This window comes from Erwinia phyllosphaerae (genome assembly GCF_019132875.1).
Taxonomy (GTDB): Bacteria; Pseudomonadota; Gammaproteobacteria; order Enterobacterales; family Enterobacteriaceae; genus Erwinia; species Erwinia phyllosphaerae.
Genome location: NZ_JAHSPF010000010.1, coordinates 38,835 through 56,423 on the forward strand (window position 1 = coordinate 38,835; position 17,589 = coordinate 56,423).

At 54.6% G+C, this 17,589-nt stretch carries 17 protein-coding genes; 8 read left to right on the plus strand and 9 right to left on the minus strand.

Features of this window, described 5'->3' with window-relative positions:
- Positions 1 to 73: 73 nt before the first annotated feature.
- Complete coding sequence (locus KUE00_RS16855) at positions 74 to 1,978, plus strand: ABC transporter ATP-binding protein (protein ID WP_246761095.1); 1,905 nt, start codon at positions 74 to 76, stop codon at positions 1,976 to 1,978.
- Between the two features lie 3 nt (positions 1,979 to 1,981).
- On the opposite strand, the gene tauD is transcribed toward KUE00_RS16855, so the two are convergent.
- From tauD to KUE00_RS16880, 5 genes are all read right to left on the minus strand, one after another.
- Positions 1,982 to 2,839: a taurine dioxygenase gene (tauD, locus tag KUE00_RS16860; protein WP_246761097.1), complete on the minus strand. Its 858-nt coding sequence runs from the start codon at positions 2,837 to 2,839 to the stop codon at positions 1,982 to 1,984.
- A complete protein-coding gene (gene tauC, locus KUE00_RS16865) occupies positions 2,836 to 3,663 on the minus strand; it encodes a taurine ABC transporter permease TauC (RefSeq protein WP_246761099.1) in 828 nt (275 codons plus the stop codon). The genes tauD and tauC overlap by 4 nt, the downstream gene beginning before the upstream one ends.
- Positions 3,660 to 4,427: a taurine ABC transporter ATP-binding subunit gene (tauB, locus tag KUE00_RS16870; RefSeq protein WP_246761101.1), complete on the minus strand. Its 768-nt coding sequence runs from the start codon at positions 4,425 to 4,427 to the stop codon at positions 3,660 to 3,662. Before tauB ends, tauC begins: the two co-directional genes overlap by 4 nt.
- A 9-nt stretch (positions 4,428 to 4,436) precedes the next feature.
- Positions 4,437 to 5,414, minus strand: coding sequence for a taurine ABC transporter substrate-binding protein (gene tauA / locus KUE00_RS16875; RefSeq protein ID WP_246761102.1), 978 nt, complete (start codon positions 5,412 to 5,414; stop codon positions 4,437 to 4,439).
- Positions 5,415 to 5,653: 239 nt separating this feature from the next.
- Positions 5,654 to 6,256, minus strand: coding sequence for a LysE family translocator (locus KUE00_RS16880; protein WP_246761103.1), 603 nt, complete (start codon positions 6,254 to 6,256; stop codon positions 5,654 to 5,656).
- 83 nt (positions 6,257 to 6,339) lie between these two features.
- Between KUE00_RS16880 and KUE00_RS16885 the strand changes: the two genes are divergently transcribed.
- The 7 genes from KUE00_RS16885 (at position 6,340) to KUE00_RS16915 (ending at position 14,180) form a co-directional block, all read left to right on the plus strand.
- A complete protein-coding gene (locus KUE00_RS16885) occupies positions 6,340 to 7,374 on the plus strand; it encodes a hydrolase (RefSeq protein ID WP_246761270.1) in 1,035 nt (344 codons plus the stop codon).
- A complete protein-coding gene (locus tag KUE00_RS16890) occupies positions 7,331 to 7,546 on the plus strand; it encodes a YheU family protein (protein WP_246761105.1) in 216 nt (71 codons plus the stop codon). The genes KUE00_RS16885 and KUE00_RS16890 overlap by 44 nt, the downstream gene beginning before the upstream one ends.
- Positions 7,547 to 7,803: 257 nt before the next feature.
- Positions 7,804 to 8,595 carry a DUF1460 domain-containing protein gene (locus tag KUE00_RS16895; protein WP_246761107.1) on the plus strand — a complete coding sequence of 264 codons (792 nt, stop codon included), beginning with the start codon at positions 7,804 to 7,806 and terminating at the stop codon, positions 8,593 to 8,595.
- An 11-nt stretch (positions 8,596 to 8,606) separates the two neighbouring features.
- A complete protein-coding gene (locus KUE00_RS16900; protein ID WP_246761109.1) occupies positions 8,607 to 10,046 on the plus strand; it encodes an SH3 domain-containing C40 family peptidase in 1,440 nt (479 codons plus the stop codon).
- 92 nt (positions 10,047 to 10,138) lie between these two features.
- Entirely contained in the window at positions 10,139 to 11,008 is an 870-nt protein-coding gene (locus KUE00_RS16905; protein ID WP_246761111.1) for a phosphoribulokinase, read from the plus strand.
- A 403-nt stretch (positions 11,009 to 11,411) separates the two neighbouring features.
- Positions 11,412 to 12,044: a cAMP-activated global transcriptional regulator CRP gene (crp, locus tag KUE00_RS16910; protein ID WP_017803012.1), complete on the plus strand. Its 633-nt coding sequence runs from the start codon at positions 11,412 to 11,414 to the stop codon at positions 12,042 to 12,044.
- Between the two features lie 57 nt (positions 12,045 to 12,101).
- Positions 12,102 to 14,180 carry a YccS/YhfK family putative transporter gene (locus tag KUE00_RS16915; RefSeq protein WP_246761113.1) on the plus strand — a complete coding sequence of 693 codons (2,079 nt, stop codon included), beginning with the start codon at positions 12,102 to 12,104 and terminating at the stop codon, positions 14,178 to 14,180.
- Positions 14,181 to 14,217: 37 nt separating this feature from the next.
- Here KUE00_RS16915 and argD read toward each other — a convergent pair whose 3' ends face one another.
- From argD to ppiA, 4 genes are all read right to left on the minus strand, one after another.
- On the minus strand, positions 14,218 to 15,435 hold the full coding sequence (gene argD / locus KUE00_RS16920) for a bifunctional acetylornithine/succinyldiaminopimelate transaminase (RefSeq protein ID WP_246761115.1): 1,218 nt from the start codon (positions 15,433 to 15,435) through the stop codon (positions 14,218 to 14,220).
- Positions 15,436 to 15,520: 85 nt separating this feature from the next.
- Positions 15,521 to 16,096, minus strand: coding sequence for an aminodeoxychorismate synthase component II (locus KUE00_RS16925; RefSeq protein WP_246761117.1), 576 nt, complete (start codon positions 16,094 to 16,096; stop codon positions 15,521 to 15,523).
- Positions 16,097 to 16,138: 42 nt separating this feature from the next.
- A complete protein-coding gene (locus KUE00_RS16930) occupies positions 16,139 to 16,690 on the minus strand; it encodes a putative adenosine monophosphate-protein transferase Fic (protein ID WP_246761119.1) in 552 nt (183 codons plus the stop codon).
- 68 nt (positions 16,691 to 16,758) lie between these two features.
- On the minus strand, positions 16,759 to 17,340 hold the full coding sequence (gene ppiA, locus KUE00_RS16935) for a peptidylprolyl isomerase A (protein ID WP_246761121.1): 582 nt from the start codon (positions 17,338 to 17,340) through the stop codon (positions 16,759 to 16,761).
- Between the last annotated feature and the right edge of the window lie 249 nt (positions 17,341 to 17,589).

Below are 17,589 nucleotides of genomic sequence, written 5' to 3' on the forward strand. Positions count from 1 at the left end.
CACCGCGGAATAGTGCATTCCGCAAAGCATTTATGATGGTTTAATTTAACATATTCTGGTTATTACGGCGCTTATGATTGTCTTCTCATCGTTACAAATACGACGCGGTGTCCGCGTACTGCTGGATAATGCCACCGCCACCATTAACCCGGGCCAGAAAGTCGGCCTGGTAGGGAAAAACGGCTGCGGTAAATCCACGCTGCTGTCGCTGCTTAAGAACGAGATAAGCGCCGACGCCGGCAGCTTTAGCTATCCCGGCAACTGGTCGCTGGCCTGGGTCAATCAGGAGACGCCAGCGCTTGCGGTGCCCGCCATTGAGTATGTTATCGACGGCGACCGGGAATACCGTCAGCTGCAAACGGATCTGACCGCCGCAAACGAACGCAATGACGGCCACGCTATCGCCACTTTGCACGGTAAGCTGGACGCTATTCAGGCATGGACAATACAGTCGCGTGCCGCCAGCTTGCTTAGCGGTTTGGGCTTTTCTCAGGAGCAGCTCCAGCGGCCGGTCAGCGATTTTTCCGGCGGCTGGCGGATGCGCCTGAACCTGGCGCAGGCGCTTATCTGCCGATCCGACCTGCTGCTGCTCGACGAACCCACTAACCACCTCGATCTGGATGCGGTGATCTGGCTGGAACGCTGGCTGAAAAGCTACCAGGGCACGCTGATTTTGATTTCCCATGACCGTGACTTCCTCGATCCGGTGGTGGATAAAATTCTGCATATCGAGCAGCAGTCGATCTTTGAATACACCGGCAACTACAGCTCGTTCGAAATCCAGCGCGCCACCAAACTGGCGCAGCAGCAGTCGATGTTTGAAAACCAGCAGCAGAAAGTGGCGCATCTGCAAAGCTTTATCGATCGCTTTAAGGCCAAGGCCAGCAAAGCCAAGCAGGCCCAAAGCCGCATTAAAATGCTGGAGCGCATGGAGCTGATTGCCCCGGCCCACGTCGATAATCCTTTCACCTTCAGCTTCCGCGAGCCGGAGAGCCTGCCTAATCCGCTACTGAAAATGGAAAAAGTCAGCGCGGGCTATGGCGAGCGCATTATCCTGGATTCCATCAAGCTCAACCTGGTTCCCGGCTCGCGCATTGGCCTGCTGGGCCGCAACGGTGCGGGTAAATCGACCCTGATCAAGCTGCTGGCTGGCGAGCTGGCCCCGCTGAAGGGCGATATCGGCCTGGCGAAAGGCATCAAGCTCGGCTACTTCGCCCAGCATCAGCTCGAATTTTTACGGGCAGATGAATCTCCGCTACAGCATCTGGTGCGGCTGGCCCCTAAAGTGCTGGAGCAGCAGCTGCGCGACTACCTGGGCGGCTTTGGTTTTCAGGGCGATAAGGTGACTGAACAGACCGAGCGCTTCTCGGGCGGTGAAAAAGCGCGGCTGGTGCTGGCGCTGATTGTCTGGCAGCGCCCTAACCTGCTGCTGCTGGATGAACCAACCAACCACCTGGATCTGGATATGCGTCAGGCGCTGACCGAAGCGCTGATCGATTTCGAAGGCGCGCTGGTGGTGGTGTCGCACGACAGGCATCTGCTGCGCTCCACCACTGACGACCTCTACCTGGTGCACGATGGCAAGGTAGAGGCTTTTGATGGCGATCTGGAAGATTATCAGCAGTGGCTGAGCGATCTGCAAAAGCAAACCTCTGCCGCCGCTGCCGAACCTAAACAGGAAAGCGGCAACAGCGCCCAGGCCAGAAAAGACCAGAAGCGTCGCGAAGCCGAACTGCGCACGCAAACGCAGCCGCTGCGCAAGCAGATTGAGAAGCTGGAAAAGCAGATGGAGAAGCTAAACGGCCAGCTTGCCGACGCCGAGTCGAAGCTGGCGGATGCGGCTATCTACGAGCAGAGCCGCAAAGCGGATCTCACCGTGGCGCTGCAACAGCAGGCCGAAGCGAAATCCGCGCTGGAAACATGCGAAATGGAATGGCTTGACGCACAGGAACAGCTGGAAACGATGCTGGCTTCCTGATCCTTACACCGCATCAGGCCGATAAAAAGGCTTGTCTCCCAGGATGGTAGCGCGATGCATAATACGCCGTGCAGGCAGATAGTCTGCATTGGCGTAGTGCTGCGTGACGCGGTTATCCCAGATAGCTATATCATCCTGCTGCCAGCGCCAGCGCACCTGAAACTCCGGTTTGGTGATATGCGCAAACAAGAAATTCAGCAGCGCGTCGCCCTCTTTCTCGCTCAGTCCCACAATCCTGGTCGTAAAGCCTTCGTTGACAAACAGCGCCTGCTTGCCGCTGACCGGATGGGTACGGATGACCGGATGCAGCAGCGGCGGGTTTTTCTCTACGGCCTGCTTCCAGCGGGCGTGCTCATCTTCGCTCTTGCGGTATTTAAATTCCTGAAAGGATTTGGTGAAGTTGTGCTCAGCCTGTAACCCGCTCAGCAAGGTCTTAAACGACTGAGAGAGCGCCTCATAAGCGGCAATTCCGCTGGCCCACAGCGTATCGCCCCCGGTTTCCGGCAGTTGCTTCGCCGCCAGAATCGCGCCCGCTGGCGGCGTTTCAATAAACGTAACGTCGGTATGCCAGTTATCATTGTCCGGCGGATTATTATCATGCGTATCCAGCACGATAATTTCTTCTACGCCCGGCGCATGTGGATAAACAGGATGAATATGTAAATCGCCAAAGCGGGCGGCCAGCGCTCGCTGCTGCGCGGGCGTGACGGGCTGATTGCGAAGGAACAATACCTGATGGCGAATTAGCGCGTGATAAAGCTGTTCAAACTGCGCGTCGCTCAGCGGGCGGCTAAGGTCAACGTCGGCAACCTGGGCACCGATATAAGGACCAAGCGCGGTAATCTTCAGACGTTCGTTCATGATGTTACTCCATGCCAGGGGGTTAAACGGCGCTGTAAGGCCCGCAGCCCCAGCTCCAGAGAAAACGCAATCAGGGCGATAACGGCAATCCCTGCCAGTACAACGTCAGTGGCCAGGAATTCACCGGCGGACTGCACCATAAAGCCCAAACCGCGCGTGGCGGCAATCAGTTCAGCGGCCACCAGCGTTGACCAGCCAACGCCAAGCCCGATACGCAACCCGGTCAAAATTTCCGGCAGCGCGCCGGGCAGTACCACAAACCACAATGTCTGCCAGCGGCTCGCGCCCAGCGACTGCGCGGCACGAAGGCGCACCTGCTGAGCGCTTTTTACGCCTGCCAGCGTCGACATCACCACCGGCGCGAATATCGCCAGGTAGATCAGCAGAATTTTCGACGTTTCGCCAATCCCGAACCAGATAACCATCAGCGGCAGATAGGCCAACGGCGGCACCGGGCGATAAAGTTCAATTAACGGGTCGAGGATGCCGCGTGCGGTTTTACTTAGCCCCATCAAAATGCCCGTCGGCACGCCAATCAGCATTGCGGCCAGCAGCGCTATCACAATCCTTGTCAGGCTGGCCGCCAGATGCTGCCAGAGCGTCGCATCCATAAAGCCTTGCGGACTGGCGATAACCAGCAGCTGATGAAAAACCTGCTGCGGCGCGGGCAAAAATAGCGGCGCGATCAGGCCAAAGGCGGTAACGGCCCACCAGATAGCCAGCAAAACCAGCACGGTCGCCGCGCTCAGCGTAATCTGTCGGCCAAACGGCCAGCGCAGGCCCGGACGGCGCACCAGCGTTTTTTCCGTAGATAATAAACTCATGAGAACACCTCACGCTGCTGAAACACCTGGCTTAACACGTATTCACGCGTAGCAATGAAAGTGGGATCGGACTTGATAGCCCGGCAGGCTTCTCCAGCGGCATAGCGGCGACCGAACTCCAGCGGTAGCCGCTCAAGAACTCTGCCGGGGCCGGGAGACAGTAAAATCAGCTCGCTGGCTAAGAAGACGGCTTCTTCAATATCATGCGTAATCAGCAACACCTGCTTGCCGCTATCCCGCCAGAGATTGAGCAGTAGCTCCTGCATTTGCTCACGGGTAAACGCATCCAGCGCGCCGAAAGGTTCATCCAGCAAAAGCAGCTGAGGATCGGCGGCTAACGCTCTTGCAATCCCCACGCGCTGACGCATACCGCCAGACAGCTGCCAGATATATTTCTTTTCTGCACCGTTCAGCCCTACTTTTCGCAACATCTGGCGCGCCGTTTCGTGACGCGTAGCTTTATCGATACCGGCCAGCTGTAGCCCGAAAGCGACGTTGTCCAGCACGTTACGCCAGGGAAGCAATCCTTCATGCTGAAAAACCACGCCGCGTTCCGCTCCCGGCCCGGTCACTCGCTGGCCGTCCAGCGTAATGCTGCCCGATTCCGGCTTGAGAAAACCGGCAATCAGGTTCAGCAACGTGGTTTTGCCGCAGCCGGAAGGACCAAGCACCACCACCAGCTCCTTCTCGGCAATGGTCAGGCTGATATCTTCCAGCGCGAGGTGCCCCTCATAGCGGGCCGTCAGGTGCGAAACCGAAAGCATGGCGACTCCTTACTGAGTGAGGTTTTTAACGAAGCGATCGGTGACGAAAGCGCTATAGTCGCTGGCGGCCTGCGGCACTTTGCCCTGCTCTTTCAGGAATTTCGCCGTATCAATGATGGCCTGATCAACCGGCTTGCCCAGCTGTTCAACCTGCTGCTGCGCGGTCAGATAGGTATTGCCCTGCACCAGACCGGGCACCTGCTGTTCAGGCACGCCGCTTAAACGCGACAGCTTACTGAGGTTGTCGCCGTCTTTAAGCCACTGCTCGGGGTTATCCAGGTAGGCTTTTTGCGCATTGAGCGCGCTGCGGGCAAAAGCGGTCACGACATCAGGATGCTGTTGGGCAAAATCTTTGCGCACTACCCAGACGTCCAGCGTTGGCGAACCCCACTTGCCAACCTGCGCGGAGTCGGTCAGCACCTTGCCATCCTTCTCCAGCTCATTGACTGCGGGCGCCCAGACGTAGGCCCCATCAATATCGCCACGCTGCCAGGCGGCGATAATCGCGGGCGGCTGAAGATTAACGATCTGCACCTGACCGGGCTTGATACCCCAGTGCTTAAGCGCGGCCAGCAGGCTGTAATGCGTAGTAGAAATAAAAGGTACGGCGATACGCTTACCAATCAGGTCTTTGGGATCTTTAATGCCTTTCTTCACTACCAGCGCTTCAGAATTGCCAAGCTGCGAGGCCAGTAAAAACACCTCAATCGGCACCTGCTGGCTGGCCGCTACGGCAAGCGGGCTGGAACCGATATTGCCGATCTGCACATCGCCGGAAGCCAGTGCCCGCACCACGCTGGAGCCGCTGTCAAACTTACGCCAGTCGACCTTCGCGCCGCTGGCTTTGGCAAACGCATCGTCGGCCTGCGCGACTTTCGCCGGTTCCGCAGAGGTCTGATAAGCGATGGTGACGTCTGTCGCCTGTGCGCCAATGGCGGAGAGAGAAAGCGTTGCTGCTAACAGCGAAAGAGTGAATTTGCGCGCCATGATGTTGCTCCGGTTATCGTTATTATCGGGTGAATAACGCCTTTGTAACCGAGAGCCGTTGCCGCACTGAAGTAATTAAAAATTATCGGTTATAACGATAAGTCCTTAGAAGAAATTCGGGTTTTTATTGCCGGAAAACGGCGTTAGCGCGCGAGCGGCTGAAAGACAGGAATGGCTGGAACGGTTCTACAGCAATTCAGTCGCCTGACCAGCAGCAAGGGCTGCAACACTCACTTCTTTTAACGCCAAATCAGCAGTACGCAGGCCGCCGTCAACATTCCCATCGCAACATTAAAAATTGTCCAGGCACGGCGGCTCCGCAAAATACGACCAATCAGCGAGCCAAAGCCCAGCCAGATCAGGCCGGAAACCAGGTTAACCAGCGCCATCGCAAAACTGATAGCCACCACCGAATAACGATAGGCCTCCCCGGCCAGGCTGAAGCTGGCGACCGCGCCCAGCGCCATCAACCAGGCTTTCGGGTTAATCAGCTGCAACAGGCCACCCTGCCAGAAAGGCATCGGCGCGGCTGGCCCATCGCCAATCTCCAGCTTCTCATATTTCGCCGTCGCGATTTTCCATGCCAGCCACAGCAGATAAAGACTGCCGGCAACCTTTAACAGCAAATGCAGAGAAGGATAAAGCAGGATCAGCCCGCCAATTCCAAAAGCCACCATCAGCAGCATCACCTGCATACCGATCATAATGCCGAACAGCAGCCACAGCGAACGCAGGAAACCAAAGTTGGCACCCGAAGCGGTAAGTAACATATTATTAGGGCCAGGCGTAATGGCGGCGACCCATAAAAAACCCAGCATTGACAAAAACAGACTCAGTTCCATAGATAATGAGCGCTCCTCGCCCCGGTCGACAAATAACTTATCGAAATTAACAGCATGACGGGGATCCTGAAAGCCTTTTGAAAATGAATCTTAACGACCTGACGGAACATGCTTTTCAGCCCATGGCGGGCATGCGCAACGCCCATTTGCAAACGCTGCTGCCACGGCTGGTTCGCCGACGTATCACCCTGCAGCCGCGCTGGCAGCGACTCACTCTACCGGACAGCGATTTTATCGATTTGGCCTGGAGCGAAGACCCGGCGCAGGCCAGCCACAAACCGCGCGTCGTTTTATTTCATGGCCTTGAAGGCAGCTTCAGCAGTCCTTATGCTCACGGCCTGCTGCAAGCCTGCAAACAGCGCGGCTGGCTGGGCGTAGTCATGCATTTTCGCGGCTGCAGCGGCGAGCCGAATCGCCTCAAGCGTATCTATCATTCTGGTGAGACCGAAGACGCGAGCTATTTCTTGCAATGGCTTCGCGACAGCTGGGGAAGCGTGCCCACGGCGGCCGTCGGCTTCTCGCTTGGCGGCAACATGCTGGGCTGCCTGATGGGCAAACAGGGCGCAGATTGCCTGCTGGATGCGGGCGTTATTGTCTCTGCGCCGCTGATGCTGGAACCCTGTAGCCAGAGGCTGGAGCGGGGTTTCTCACGTCTTTACCAGCGTTACCTGCTAAACTTGCTCAGACAGAATGCCACCCGAAAACTGCACGCCTGGCCCGGAACGCTGCCGGTAGATTTAGCTCAGCTTAAAGGATTCAAAAAACTCAGAGAGTTTGATGATGCCATTACCGCCAGGGCGCACGGTTTTCTGGACGCAACGGATTACTACCGTCGCTGTAGCGCTATGCCTTTGCTGCCGCAGGTGCGTAAACCCTTGCTGATCATTCATGCTAAAGACGATCCGTTTATGACCAACGACGTTATTCCCGCTGCGGGCACGCTCCCTGCCTGTGTGGAATACCAGTTAACGCAGCATGGCGGGCACGTAGGATTTGTAGGCGGAACGCTGCGCAAGCCGCAAATGTGGCTGGAACAGCGCGTTCCACAATGGCTTTCAACCTGGCTGGACAACAATGATTATTCCCTGGAAAGAACTGGACCCGGAAACGCTCGCTAATCTGATTGAAGCCTTTGTTCTGCGCGAAGGCACCGATTACGGCGAACAGGAGCGTTCGCTAGAACAGAAAGTTCAGGACGTGAAACGCCAGTTAACCAGCGGTGAAGCGGTGCTGGTCTGGTCTGAACTGCACGAAACCGTCAACATCATGCCCAGGGGGCATATCCGTTAAAGCTTTTCAAAAAGGGAAGGGTTTTAAACCTTCCCTTTTTAAAATCCCACGCATTTTACAGTAATAAGAGCACCTTACCCCAAACCCTTAATTAACATTAACTTCCTTTCTGAATATCATGCCCTTTTTGGTAAAAACTATTTAAAAACAAACTAATCTTAATTCAGAAAGTTAAGATTAAAAAATTTCTTGCCACTTGAAAATAATCCGGCACGGATAAACAATGAACCCCCGCAAGCAAATGAAAGGAATCTTCTATGCACAGGGCACATCTTATTCCATTGTTATGTACACTTATTACGGCTTGTTCCTGTCAAACGCCCTCTGTTGTCATTGACCCCGCCTCACAAAGAAAAGTCGATGAGATTTTGAGTAGTCATATACTGCCAAATGGCCAAATACCGATTGGCAGCAAAATAGATATCGTGTCCGCACGGCTTTCAGGAACGCCCTATGCCGCAAATACGCTTATCGGCTCCATAAATACGCCAGAAAAACTGGTGGTCAATATTAACGGCGTAGACTGCTATACCTTCATTGATTACGTTAACGCCCTTAGCCACGCCAGCAGCAAGTCAGACTTCTTTACTCAGCTGAAGAAAACACGTTATGTGAACAGCGACGTAGATTTCCTGTACAGAAGACATTTCTTTACCGACTGGGCCGCGCGCTATCCTGCAAATGCAAAAGATGTCACGCCTGAAATTAGCGCCAACTATAAAAAAGTCACTAAATATCTTAATCAAAAAGAAGATGGCAGCCACTACATTAACGGGCTGGACGTTCGTAAAAGAGACATTAATTACATTCCTGGCATCGCTATTAATCAGGATGTCATTAGCCAGCTTAAGACCGGGGACTATATTGGCATTTATACAAATTTAGCCGGTCTGGATGTGACGCACGTTGGCATCTTTATCATGACCGATACAGGACCCGTCTTCCGTAACGCCTCTTCTCTGAAAATAAATAATAAAGTTGTGGACTCACCTTTCACCGAATATATGAAAGGCAAACCGGGCATCATTGTGCTGCGTCCGCTGAAATAAAAGGAGCCAGCATGAAAAGAATGCGGCACTACTCTGTATTATCCTTGCTAATAGCCGGATGTCATTCGTTCGACCCGGCTAACGGTCCTCAGCCTGTATATAATGTTACGCCAGCGGCGACAGAAACCACGCCTGTCGACGCGACAAAATCCATTTTCCCTCTGGCGCGCTACTCGCAGGAGAGTGATAAGTGGTTACCGCCAGCCGCCGTCGGCTATAACACGCCCGTGATAGATGCGGCAACGCAGCAGCGGCACTTCGCCGCGTTAAAGGCGCGCTATTTTGGTACGGGGGAAAAAGATAGATCCCCCTGGAACCCGCTCTATATCGATAAAATTATCGCGACGCATGCAGCCAGAGATGCGATTAACCACGTCGCGGACACTTACTTAACCAGTAGCGCAAAAAGCTACGGGCTGAATTTTCGCGTGCTTCCTCAGTCATGGAAGGATGCGGTCAAAGCGAATATAACCGTCTCCATAACTGACGAAAGTGCAGGACGCTCTATTGCCGTCAGAGAAACCTTGCTCAGGGCATTACCAACCAGCGATCCGGCTTTTGATGACCCAGGACGAGCCGGACAGGGTTATCCTTTTGACAATTTACAGGTATCAGCAATTCGGGCAGGTACGTCGCTTTATACTTTAGCAACCAGTAAAGACAGAGCCTGGCAGTATATTGTCTCCCCCACGCTGATGGGCTGGGTTAAGAGTGACGATGTCGCCACGGTCGATGAAATGTTTGTCACCCGCTGGCGCGGGCTGGCGCAGCAGCAGCTGGCCAGCGCGGTTAGAGAGCCCGTCTCTGTCGCGACAGAAAACCGTTTCTATTTTATCGCGCGTCCCGGCACTATCCTGCCGCTTCAGCAGCAAAACGGGCAGCCTCGCATTGCTGTTCCGGTCAAAACGGCGGATGGCAAGGCCGAAATCAGCTGGGTTAACACAGAACAGCAAGATTTTGCCCCCATGCCGCTGCCAATGACTCCTGCCAATATCGCCAGGTTAATCAAGTCGATGCAGGGCAAACCTTATGGCTGGGGACAATTCAATTTCTATAACGACTGTTCCGCCGAGATGCGTAGCCTGATGATGCCGTTTGGTCTGTTTCTGCCGCGCGATTCCTCTGAGCAAGCCGCAAGCGGTCGCGTGGTCGATGTGAGCAAGCTGAGTCCCGCTGCCCGGCTGGATTATCTGGCAAAAAACGGCAGGCCGTTCACTACGCTGATTCATATTGACGGCCACATTATGCTGTATATCGGCAATACCGAACTCGACGGCAAGCTTGTTCCCATGACTTACCAGAACATGTGGGGATTGCATACGCAAAGCCACGAAGGACGAAGTATTATCGGCGGCTCCGTCTTCTTCCCTTTGCTTACCCACTACCCGGAAGACAAAGATCTGACTTCACTGGCCGCTAAGCCATTATTCGCACTTACCTTTATCGAATAAGCCGCCGTTGCCCGGCTCACTACCGGGCAACAGATGACAACGAACAATAAAACGTGCTAACAATGGCGGAATAACGCTCACAGGAAATGCTTATGTCCGCCAAACATCCAGTGATTGCCGTAACCGGTTCCAGCGGCGCAGGCACCACCACCACCAGCCTGGCCTTTCGCAAAATATTTCAACAGCTTGGCCTGCACGCCGCCGAGCTGGAAGGCGACAGCTTCCATCGCTATACCCGGCCTGAAATGGACATGGCGATCCGCAAAGCGCGGGATATGGGTCGCCATATCAGCTACTTTGGGCCTGAAGCCAACGACTTCTCCCTGCTGGAACAGACCTTTGTGGAATATGGCCGCAGCGGCAGCGGTCAGTCCAGAAAATATCTGCATACCTACGACGAGGCAGTACCGTGGAACCAGGTTCCCGGTACGTTTACGCCGTGGCAGCCGCTGCCGGAACCTACCGATGTCCTGTTTTACGAAGGACTGCACGGCGGCGTGGTGACGCCGCAGAATAACGTTTCGCAGCATGTCGATCTGCTGGTTGGCGTGGTGCCGATCGTAAATCTGGAGTGGATACAAAAAATGATCCGCGACACCAGCGAACGCGGGCACTCGCGCGAGGCGGTAATGGACTCCGTAGTGCGCTCAATGGAAGATTACATTAACTTTATTACGCCACAGTTCTCCCGTACCCATATCAACTTTCAGCGCGTGCCGACGGTGGATACCTCCAATCCCTTCGCTGCGCGTGGTATTCCCTCGCTTGATGAAAGCTTTGTCGTGATCCATTTTCAGGCGCTGGAAAATATCGATTTCCCTTATCTGCTGGCGATGCTGCAGGGCGCGTTTATTTCCCATATCAATACGCTGGTGGTGCCGGGCGGCAAAATGGGTCTGGCGATGGAGCTGATTATGGGCCCGCTGGTCAAGCGGCTGATTGAAGGCAAGAAAATTAAGTAGCGCTTCAGGCTTAAGCGCGCGGCGGCTGATGCTTACCCGGGGGTAAGGATTCTCTCAAAATGGAGAATGTCGCTGCCCGCGTTGTCGCTGTCGGTGTAACAAGTTCCTCTAATTCATTTAGTTAACTTATGAAGATGTTCTGATAACTAAAACGGCAATCGGGCAGATTTCCCGCTATGCTGAAGCGAGACAACAGAAGACACCCATGCAAAGCTGTGCTACAAACAAAGCTGAATTTCGTCAGTACTCTACAAACCAGACGAAACGGGACGACATAACGAGCCCGGCACTCAACAGAGAGCCGAATAAAATTCCTGCATTGGGAAGCGCTTGACTATTTCAACGCCTGTCAGGGAACTCTGCCCCTGTATTTAGGCACGATAACAACAGAGGATAACAGCGAATGGTTCTCGGCAAACCGCAAACAGACCCGACACTTGAATGGTTCCTGTCACATTGCCATATTCATAAGTATCCATCCAAAAGTACGCTGATCCACCAGGGTGAGAAAGCAGAAACCCTTTACTACATCGTCAAAGGCGCGGTAGCGGTGTTGATCAAGGATGAAGAAGGCAAAGAGATGATCCTTTCCTACCTCAATCAGGGCGACTTTATTGGCGAGCTTGGCCTGTTTGAAGAAGGCCAGGAGCGCAGCGCCTGGGTACGAGCGAAAACTGCCTGTGAAGTGGCTGAAATCTCTTATAAAAAGTTCCGCCAGCTGATTCAGGTCAACCCTGATATCCTGATGCGCCTTTCCTCACAGATGGCGCGTCGCCTGCAGGTAACCTCAGAGAAAGTGGGCAATTTAGCTTTCCTCGATGTGACAGGTCGCATCGCGCAAACCCTGCTAAACCTGGCTAAGCAGCCGGACGCCATGACCCATCCGGACGGCATGCAGATTAAGATTACCCGTCAGGAAATTGGTCAAATCGTTGGCTGCTCGCGTGAAACCGTTGGGCGTATCCTGAAGATGCTGGAAGATCAAAATCTGATCTCCGCTCACGGTAAAACTATCGTTGTCTACGGCACACGCTAAGCCGTTCTGAGAGTAAGGCGCAATATCGCTATTGCGCCTTTTTAGCAGATCCAGATTATGTGGCGCCGACTCATCTATCATCCCGAAGTTAACTACGCGCTGCGCCAGACGCTGGTGCTGTGCCTGCCCGTGACCGTTGGCTGGCTGCTGGGCAGTCTGCAAAATGGCCTTCTCTTCTCGCTGGTGCCTGCCTGCTGCAATATTGCCGGTCTGGACACGCCGCACAAACGCTTCTTTAAGCGCCTGCTTATCGGCGGTGGCCTGTTCGCCCTCAGCAGTTTCCTGGTGCAGTATCTGGGCGAGCATGCCGTTCCGTTGCCCGCTATCCTGTTTTTTATGGCGCTGCTGCTGGGCGTGACCGGCGAAATCAGCCCGCTACACGGCAGACTGCTGCCCGGTGCCTTAATTGCCGGGATTTTTACCCTCAGCCTTGCGGGACGCATGCCGATCTGGGAGCCGCCTTCGCTCTATATCCTGGGCACCGTCTGGTACGGCATTTTTAACTGGTTCTGGTTCTGGCTGTGGAAAGAGCAGCCGATGCGGGAAACGCTGAGCCTGCTTTACCGCGAGCTGGCTGACTATTGCGAAGCCAAATATACGCTGCTCACCAAACTGACCGATCCGGAAAAAGCGCTGCCGCCGCTGCTGGCTCGTCAGCAAAAGGCGGTCGATCTGATTACCACCTGCTATCAGCAGATGCACATGCTCTCCGCCAGCAATGACAATCATCACAAACGGCTGACCCGTGCTTTCCAGGTAGCGCTGGATTTGCAGGAGCATATCGCCGTCAGCCTGCACCAGCCGGAAGAGGTGCAGAAGCTGGTCGAACAAAGTCATGCTGAAGCCGTGATCCGCTGGAATGCGCTGACCATCGCCGCCCGTTTGCGGGAGCTTGCTGATAATATCCTGTATCACCAGCTACCTGAGCGTTTCAGCATGGAGAAACAGCTGCGGGCGCTGGAAAAAATCGCGCGTCAGCATCCTGCCAATCCGGTCGGTAATTTTTGCGCTTATCACTTTAACCGCATCGCCCGCGTGTTACGAACCCAACGGCCGCTCTATCAGCGCGATTTAATGGCCGACAGGCAAAAACGGCTGCCGCTGCTGCCCGCTATTAAAAGCTATCTGTCCCTGAAGTCCGCGGCGCTGCGTACCGCAGCCAGATTTGCCGTGATGCTCGCTTTCGCCAGTTCGCTGGCCCTGTTCTTTAATCTGCCCAAGCCCTACTGGATACTGATGACGGTGATGTTCGTCAGCCAGAACGGCTACAGCGCGACCAGGGTAAGGATCCAGCACCGTGCGCTGGGCACGCTTGCCGGACTGGTTATCGCCGCCCTGACGCTACGGTTTCAGGTGCCGGAATCGGCCGTGCTGCTGGTGATGCTAACGCTGACGCTGGCTGGCTATCTGGTTATTCGTAAATTTTACGGCCTGGCGATGATTGGCTTTACCGTCACGGCGGTCTATTCACTGCAGCTGCTGGCGCTGAACGGTGCCGATTTTCTACTGCCGCGCCTGCTGGATACGCTGATGGGTTGCCTGATCGCCTTCGGCGGCATGGTCTGGCTCTGGCCGCAGTGGCAGAGCGGCCTGCTGCGACAGAACGCCCACGACGCGCTGGAAACCTATCAGGAAGCTTTACGGCAGCTGCTGGGCAACGAACAGGATCCGCAAAAGCTGGCATGGCAACGCATGCGGGTTAATCAGGCGCACAATGCGCTGTTTAACTCGCTGAATCAGGCGATGCAGGAGCCGGGATTTAACGCCAGCTATCTGGCCGATATGAAACTGTGGGTAACGCACAGCCAGTTCATTGTTGAACACATTAATGCGATGACCATCCTGGCACGCGAACATACCATGCTGACGCCACAGCTTGCCGAGCGCTATTTACAGACCTGCGAAGTGGCCCTACAGCGCTGCCAGCAGCGGCTGGAATATGATGGCCCCAGCTCTGACAGCAACGTGCTGGATGCGCAGATTGAGTTTCATCAGGGAGCGGTAACGGTTCTGGAAAGGCATGTAAAAAGGATTTTGAGCCACCTGGGCGTGATGCACACTATCTCATCGCTGGCGTGGAGCAATCGACCTCATCATGGACGCTGGCTGTCGCGCCATCTGAGAAAATCTGCCTGAGCAATAGCCGGAGGTGTTCAGCCTCCGGCTATTCGTCTTAAGCCAGCAGCTTTTTCACTGCGGTGGCAAAGCGATTCATCCCTTCTTCAATATCGGCCGGTTCAATCACCAGAGAAGGCGCGAAACGGATAACATCCGTGCCGGCGTTGAGGATCATCACGCCTTCTGCCGCAGCAGCGTTCAGGAAATCGCGTGCTTTGCCCGCATGCTGCGGCTTCAGCGCCGCGCCGATCAGCAGCCCTTTACCACGGATGTCGGTGAACAGATCCAGCTGTGCATCCAGCGCTTTCAGAGCGGTAACAAACTGCTCGCGACGCGCTTCCACGCCGTTCAGGACCTCTTCGGTATTGATAATATCCAGCGCCGCTTCCGCTACTGCGCAAGCCAGTGGATTACCGCCATAGGTGGTACCGTGAACGCCCGGAGCCATAACGGAAGCGATTTCGTTGGTGGTCAGCATGGCGCTAACCGGGAAACCGCCGCCCAGCGCTTTCGCGGTGGTCAGAATATCGGGCTGCACGCCGTAATGCTCATGGGCAAACAGCTTGCCGCTGCGGCCCATGCCGCTTTGCACTTCATCCAGCACCAGCAGCGCCTGATGTTTATCGCACAGCTCGCGCAGGCCCTGCATAAATTCCTGCGTCGCGGGCATTACGCCGCCTTCGCCCTGAATGGGTTCAACCACGATGGCACAGGTATGATCGTCAATAACCGCTTTCACCGCCGCCAGATCGTTAAAAGGCACATGGATGATATCGGCAGGTTTCGGACCAAAACCGTCGGAATATTTTGGCTGTCCGCCAACGGAAACGGTAAACAGCGTACGTCCGTGGAAAGCATTATGAAAAGCAATAATCTTGCTTTTGAACGGCGAATGGCGTTTAGTAGCGTAGTAACGGGCCATTTTAAAAGCCGCTTCGTTGGCTTCGGCACCGGAGTTGGCAAAGAATACGCGTTCGGCAAAGGTGGCGGCAATCAGCTTGCTGGCCAGGCGCAGCGCAGGTTCGTTAGTAAATACGTTGCTGGTGTGCCACAGCGTTTCGCCCTGGGTTTTTAGCGCTTCTACCAGCGCCGGATGGCAGTGGCCCAGCGCGGTAACGGCGATGCCGCCAGAGAAGTCGACGTACTCTTTGCCCTGCTGATCCCAGACGCGACTGCCTTTTCCTTTTACCGGCACGAACTGCGCTGGTGCATAAACAGGCAGTATCACCTCATCAAACGTTGCGCGCGTTACCGCTAATTTATCCGCTGCCATTGCCTACCTCATCTTTTTTACGTTACAGAAAAGTGAAATTATAATCACAAAATATGCATAAAAAATCACTTTAAGGCAAACAATATTATTGCCTGAGGAAATTTTGCAGCAGCTGATGCCCCTGCTCGCTAAGAATACTTTCCGGATGAAACTGTACGCCCTGCAGCGGCAAATGACGATGCCGAAAGCCCATAATTTCATCGCGTTGCCCCTCACGCAGCGTCCAGGCCGTGACGTCAAACTCCTCGGGCAGCGAAGCCGACTCCACAATTAGCGAATGATAGCGCGTGACCGTCAGCGGATGATTCAGTCCGGCAAACACGCCGCCATCATTATGCTCAATCGCTGATGTCTTACCATGCATCACTTCCCGCGCCCGAACGACCCTGCCGCCAAAAGCCTGAGCTATCGCCTGGTGACCCAGACAAACGCCGAGGATGGGTATTTGCCCGGCAAAGGCCTGAATCGCCGCCAGCGAGATGCCGGCTTCGTTGGGCGTACAGGGGCCGGGGGAAATAACCAGATAGTCTGGCCGCAGCGCGCTGATTTGTGCCAGCGTCAGCTCATCATTGCGCTGCACCAGAACTTCAGCGCCCGCCTCGCAAAAATACTGATAAAGATTCCAGGTAAAAGAGTCATAGTTGTCGATCAACAGCAGCATGCGGGCTCCGGGAAAAGAATAAACGGCGCTATTCTACCCGGTTTATTCCCACTCGCTTACCACTTTGCCAAACGCGTCGGTCAGCGGTGCCAGATCGCCTGCCAGGCTTGCTTTAACGGCAAGCTGCCAGCTTTCACGGTCAATGCGGTTCCATTGAATATCGTAGCCGGCGTGGATAATCAGCTGTTCAAAGAACAGACGCTGGGCACGTCCGTTACCGCGTAAAAAAGGGTGCAGCACGGTCAGCTCGCAGTAGTACCAGGCCAACCTTTCGGCCAGCTGCTCAGGCGGAAGATCGGCAAGGCCGTTTTCCTCTTCCAGCGCCTGCATCAGCGCATTTCCCTCTTTTTCGATATATTCGAAATGACAGCAGGGCGTGTCGCCAATAGTGATATCTACCTGACGCAGTTCACCGGCATCGTCCAGCACGTCCTGGAAAAGTTCACGGTGCATCGCCCGCAGGTGAGGCAAACCCGGATTGCGCGCGCCCAGCTCGGGCAAAGCGCCGCTTAATAAAAAGCTCGCCAGGAAATTATTTGGCAGGCGCTGCTGCCAGAGGGTGTTTTTTTGCTTATCGGTGAGCTTTTTAGACATGGTTTCTCCTTGAAGGGGTAATTGCTGCTGAAGCGTTAAGTATAAGCAGCAATCCCCCATGCGGAGCGTTAAGGCAGGACTTTTGCGGAAAGGATAACTACAGGCTTAACGGGAACGTTCTGGTAAGGCCCTACGTTCTGCGTCGGCACCTGGGCGATTTTATCCGCGACGTCCTGGCCTTTGATAACTTTACCAAAGACGGCGTAGCCAAAGTCACGCTGGCCGTGATCCAGGAAGGCGTTGTCGGCGACGTTAATAAAGAACTGGCTGGTGGCGCTGTCTTTATCGGCGGTGCGGGCCATGGCGATGGTGCCGCGCTTGTTCAGCAGGCCATTGTCCGCTTCGTTTTTAATGGGCGCATTGGTCGGTTTCTGCTGCATATCAGCGGTAAAGCCGCCGCCCTGCACCATAAAGCCGGGGATCACGCGGTGAAAAACGGTGTTGTTATAAAAGCCGTTATTAACGTAATCAACGAAGTTTTTCGTGGAAACCGGGGCCTTTTGATTATTGAGTTCCAGCTCAATATTGCCAGCGGAAGTCGTCAGCAGCACGTGCGTGTCTCCCTTTGCCGCCAGAGCAGACGTAGAGAGCGTAGAGAGCGTAGAGAGCGCAAAAACGGTGGCGACCGCTGTCAAAGTGCGTTTTAACATGAAAGATTCCTTACTTAAGGGCTACAGGCCGAAAGTTGATTGTAAAGAGGCGGTTATCTGTGCGCCAGCGTTTTACCTTTATTTACCTGGTGAACCGCGACGCAAACGCTTTCGCCAGGCAGAAAACGGTGATATTCGTCACGAAAGTAATGAATACGCTCGGGAATAGTTACATTATTTATTTAAGCAGATCACGATTACCGCTACACTGCCCACGCTTAGCGTGAGCGTCCTGCTTCACGATTTTTG

Bases quoted from the DNA above. Each gene is read 5' to 3' on its own strand.
- KUE00_RS16855 (WP_246761095.1), top strand. From the start codon at position 74: ATGATTGTCTTCTCATCGTTACAAATACGACGCGGTGTCCGCGTACTG.
- tauD (WP_246761097.1), bottom strand. From the start codon at position 2,839: ATGAACGAACGTCTGAAGATTACCGCGCTTGGTCCTTATATCGGTGCC.
- tauC (WP_246761099.1), bottom strand. From the start codon at position 3,663: ATGAGTTTATTATCTACGGAAAAAACGCTGGTGCGCCGTCCGGGCCTG.
- tauB (WP_246761101.1), bottom strand. From the start codon at position 4,427: ATGCTTTCGGTTTCGCACCTGACGGCCCGCTATGAGGGGCACCTCGCG.
- tauA (WP_246761102.1), bottom strand. From the start codon at position 5,414: ATGGCGCGCAAATTCACTCTTTCGCTGTTAGCAGCAACGCTTTCTCTC.
- KUE00_RS16880 (WP_246761103.1), bottom strand. From the start codon at position 6,256: ATGGAACTGAGTCTGTTTTTGTCAATGCTGGGTTTTTTATGGGTCGCC.
- KUE00_RS16885 (WP_246761270.1), top strand. From the start codon at position 6,340: ATGAATCTTAACGACCTGACGGAACATGCTTTTCAGCCCATGGCGGGC.
- KUE00_RS16890 (WP_246761105.1), top strand. From the start codon at position 7,331: ATGATTATTCCCTGGAAAGAACTGGACCCGGAAACGCTCGCTAATCTG.
- KUE00_RS16895 (WP_246761107.1), top strand. From the start codon at position 7,804: ATGCACAGGGCACATCTTATTCCATTGTTATGTACACTTATTACGGCT.
- KUE00_RS16900 (WP_246761109.1), top strand. From the start codon at position 8,607: ATGAAAAGAATGCGGCACTACTCTGTATTATCCTTGCTAATAGCCGGA.
- KUE00_RS16905 (WP_246761111.1), top strand. From the start codon at position 10,139: ATGTCCGCCAAACATCCAGTGATTGCCGTAACCGGTTCCAGCGGCGCA.
- crp (WP_017803012.1), top strand. From the start codon at position 11,412: ATGGTTCTCGGCAAACCGCAAACAGACCCGACACTTGAATGGTTCCTG.
- KUE00_RS16915 (WP_246761113.1), top strand. From the start codon at position 12,102: ATGTGGCGCCGACTCATCTATCATCCCGAAGTTAACTACGCGCTGCGC.
- argD (WP_246761115.1), bottom strand. From the start codon at position 15,435: ATGGCAGCGGATAAATTAGCGGTAACGCGCGCAACGTTTGATGAGGTG.
- KUE00_RS16925 (WP_246761117.1), bottom strand. From the start codon at position 16,096: ATGCTGCTGTTGATCGACAACTATGACTCTTTTACCTGGAATCTTTAT.
- KUE00_RS16930 (WP_246761119.1), bottom strand. From the start codon at position 16,690: ATGTCTAAAAAGCTCACCGATAAGCAAAAAAACACCCTCTGGCAGCAG.
- ppiA (WP_246761121.1), bottom strand. From the start codon at position 17,340: ATGTTAAAACGCACTTTGACAGCGGTCGCCACCGTTTTTGCGCTCTCT.